Source organism: Enterobacter sp. K16B, from assembly GCF_020216105.1.
GTDB lineage: Bacteria > Pseudomonadota > Gammaproteobacteria > Enterobacterales > Enterobacteriaceae > Enterobacter > Enterobacter sichuanensis.
In genome coordinates this window covers 1-485 of sequence record NZ_JAIWJZ010000136.1, presented here as the reverse complement: position 1 = coordinate 485, position 485 = coordinate 1, and the positions used below count along the sequence as shown (strand labels likewise).

General features: G+C 59.8%; 1 pseudogene. It reads right to left on the bottom strand.

Annotation, left to right across the window (positions count from 1 at the left end):
• A pseudogene (vgrG, locus tag LDK53_RS23085) lies at positions 1 to 485 on the bottom strand (type VI secretion system tip protein VgrG); the annotation flags it as partial.

The window sequence follows — 485 nt, the reverse complement described above, 5'->3', positions numbered from 1 at the left end:
AAGCCTCCCCACAGGTGGTGGCATCCCCGCGGGTCGCATCCACCAGGGCATTCATGTCTTCCGTGGCCTGGCGGTAGTTGTAGTCCCGGGTGCTGACCTGCTTCTGCACCACGTTATGATGGCTCTGCATTTCCCACACCGAGTCCACACCCTTCGAGTGCTGTCCTGACGGCGGCACCGACGGCAGCGTCAGACCTTTCTCATACCCCTGCTGGCTGTCGTAAAACTCCACCACGTCGATGTTCAGCCGCGTGTCGGTGGTAAAACGGAACCAGATACCCACCTCGCCCAGCAGGCGGGTGATAAAGTGCAGGTCGTTCTCACCGTACTGCATCACCTGCTCACGGCGCGGGTACGCTTTACTCAGCGAGAACAGAAAATCCTGGCCGCGCATGCCATGGCGCTCGCGCAGGATTTTTTCCACGATTTACGGGACAGACATGTCCTGGTAAATGGCGTTCTGGTGCGAACGGTCGAGCAGCGCC